Here is a 2,893-nt window from a genome sequence, read left to right on the forward strand (position 1 = left end):
GTGCCGCGTCCGGCGCTGCCGGAGTCCGCAGGAGCCGTGCCGGGGCCCGCCCTACTCCATGTCCACCTGGCGGACGTCCAGCACCTCGGGGAGGCCGCCGAGGTGGTCCATCACCTCCTGCGAGACGCGCCCGTCCACCGAGATGGCGGCCAGCGCCTCGCCCCCCGCCTGCAGGCGGGCCTGGTGGTACTCGGCGATATTCACCCCAGCCTCGCCCAGCACCGTCCCCACCCGGCCGATCACGCCCGGGACGTCGTGGTTGCGGAGGACCACCAGGGTGCCGCGCGGCGCCACGTCCACGCGGAAGCCCCCGATGCGGGTGATCCGGCCGTGCGCCTCGCCCAGCAGCGCGCCGCCCACGCGGACGCTCCGGTCGCCGCCGTCCAGCCGGAGCTCCACCTCCTCCCCCAGCTCCCCGCGCCCGGCGACCTGTGCCCAGGTGGTCTCGATCCCCCGCTCGGTGGCGACGTGGTGCACGTTCACCAGGTTGATGGCGCGGCGGTCGATCACGTCGCGCAGCGCGCCCTGCAGGGCGGCGAGGAGGAGCGCCCGCGGCGCCTCCTCGCGAGGGCCGGAGTAGCGCAGCTCCACCCCGTTGAGCCCCACGGGGAGAAGGCAGCGCCCGAGCCGCCCCAGCCGGTCGGTGAGCTGCATGAGCGGGCGCATCTCGGCCCACCCGGCGCCGCCCACCCCCGCCGCGTTCAGGGCGGCGCTCAGGTCGCCGGTGAGGAGCGCGTCGCGAACCGCAGCGCACGCCTCGATCGCCACGCTCCGCTGCGCGTCGGTGGTGGAGGCGCCCAGGTGCGGGGTGAGGATGACGTTGGGAAGCTGCCGCAGAGGGTGGTCCGCGGCCAGCGGCTCCCGCGAGAACACGTCCAGCGCCGCCCCCCCGATGCGTCCGGTGCGGACGGCCTCCACCAGCGCGTCCTCCACCACGATCCCGCCCCGCGCCAGGTTCAGGACGATGGCGCGCGGCCCCAGCCGCGCCAGCTCCGGCGCGCCGATCATTCCCTGCGTCTGGTCGGAGAGCGGGACGTGCACGGTAAGCACGTCTGCCTGCTCCAGCGCGTCCTGCAGGCGTGCGGCCCGCTCCACGCCCAGCTCTTCGAAGCGGGCGGCGGATACGTACGGGTCGTAGGCGACCACCAGCATCCCGAAGGCGCGGGCGCGGCGCGCCACCTCCGTCCCGATGCGCCCCAGCCCCACGATGGCGAGGGTGCGGCCCCGCAGCTCGGTGCCGCCCAGCTTGGAGCGGTCCCAGCGGCCCGCGCGCATGGAGGCGTCGGCCGCGGGGAGGTGGCGCACCAGCGAGATCAGCACCCCGAAGAGGAGCTCCGCCACGGAGACGGTGTTCCCGCCGGGGGCGTTGATGACCGCGATCCCGAGCTGGGTGGCGCGCTCCAGGTCGATGTTGTCCACCCCCACCCCGGCGCGCCCGATCACCCGGAGGCGCTCGCCGCGCTCCAGCAGCTCCCCGGTCACGCGGGTCGCGCTCCGCCCCACCATGGCGTCGTACTCCCCGATCTCCTCCAGGAGCTGGGCGGGGGGGAGGGTCGGCCGCTCCACGACCTCGATCCGCGATGCCGACCGGAGCAGGGCGACCCCCTCCGGGTCCACCTCGTCCGTCACCAGCACCCGGAAGTGCGCGGCAGCCGTCATCCCAGCACCTCCTCCAGAACCGCCAGCAGCCCGTTCAGCTCATCCACCGTGTGGTCTCCCATGTGCCCGATTCGGAACGTCGTGTCCTTGAGCCTGCCGTACCCCGGGGCGATCGTCCAGCCCCGCGCCTCCATCGCCGCGGCCACCTGCGTCCCCCGCAGATGTGGCGGGAGAAGGATGGCGGTGTGCGTCGGCGAGCGAAAGCCCTCCGGCGCGAGGAGGGAGAGCCCCCAGCGCGCGCCCTCGCCGAGCGTCCACTCCGCGCAGCGCCCGGCCATGGCGAGGTGGCGGGCGGCGCGCGCCTCCACGCCCTCCGCCTCGATCCGCCGCATCTGCTCGGCGAGCGCGTAGATCAGGCTGACGGCGGGGGTGTTGGGGGTCTGGTGCTTCTCCCACGCCCGGTCGAACTCCACCAGGTCGAAGTACTGCCCGCGCTCGGGGATCGTATCCGCGCGCCGCAGGAAGCGGGGCGACACCGTGGCGAAGGCGAGCCCCGGGGGGAGCGCCATCGCCTTCTGCGAGCCGGTGAGGAGGAGGTCCAGCTCCCAGGCCTCCGCCTCCACCAGGGCTCCGCCCACGCTGGTGACGCCGTCCACGAGGAGGAGGATCTCCTCGCCGCCCTCGCGCTCGGCGGCGCGGACGGCGTCGGCGATCTCCGGGAGCGGGTTCAGCACCCCCGTGGAGGTCTCGGAGTGCACCACCGTCACCGCGTCGAAGCCGCCCGCGCGGAGCCTGCGCAGCACCTCTTCCGGGTCGTGCGCGGCGCCCCACTCCACCTCGTACGTCTCCACTTCGCGCCCGCACTCGGGCACCAGGTCGCGGAAGCGGCCGCTGAAGGCGCCGTTCACCAGCGCCAGCGCGCGGCGGCGCACGCCGTTGCGGACGGCGGCCTCCATCAGCCCCGTGGCCGAGGAGGAGGAGACGTACACCGGGCGCGAGGTCCGGAACAGGGCGCGCAGCGGGGCGTCCACCTCCCGCAGCAGGGCGGACATCTCCGGGCCCCGGTGCCCGATCACGGGGCGGGTCATCGCCGCCAGCACCTCGGGGCGCACCTCGGTGGGGCCGGGGAGGAAGAATCGGCCGAACTCGGTCTGCACGGTCATCTACGGGTCGGAAGCGATCAGGCTCGGGAGGGGGCGCGGGGGAGCAGGCGGTCGCCGCGGCGGAGCAGCCCCGCCCACGCGGTGCCCGCGAGGCGCGCCCGGTCCTCCGGGCCCGCCGCGAGGGCGAGGAC

Annotated in this window: 2 protein-coding genes; both read right to left on the minus strand. The window is 75.3% G+C overall.

The annotated features are described in order from the left end of the window. Nucleotides 1–51 precede the first annotated feature (51 nt). Nucleotides 52–1,659, minus strand: coding sequence for a phosphoglycerate dehydrogenase (gene serA / locus VGR37_04385; protein HEV2146633.1), 1,608 nt, complete (start codon nt 1,657–1,659; stop codon nt 52–54). Next, on the minus strand, nt 1,656–2,762 hold the full coding sequence (locus VGR37_04390) for an alanine--glyoxylate aminotransferase family protein (GenBank protein ID HEV2146634.1): 1,107 nt from the start codon (nt 2,760–2,762) through the stop codon (nt 1,656–1,658). Before VGR37_04390 ends, serA begins: the two co-directional genes overlap by 4 nt. Between the last annotated feature and the right edge of the window lie 131 nt (nt 2,763–2,893).

Source organism: Longimicrobiaceae bacterium (assembly GCA_035936415.1).
Taxonomy (GTDB): Bacteria; Gemmatimonadota; Gemmatimonadetes; order Longimicrobiales; family Longimicrobiaceae; genus JAFAYN01.

Excerpts from the sequence above, each read along its gene's own strand:
- serA (HEV2146633.1), bottom strand. The coding sequence starts at position 1,659 with ATGACGGCTGCCGCGCACTTCCGGGTGCTGGTGACGGACGAGGTGGAC.
- VGR37_04390 (HEV2146634.1), bottom strand. The coding sequence starts at position 2,762 with ATGACCGTGCAGACCGAGTTCGGCCGATTCTTCCTCCCCGGCCCCACC.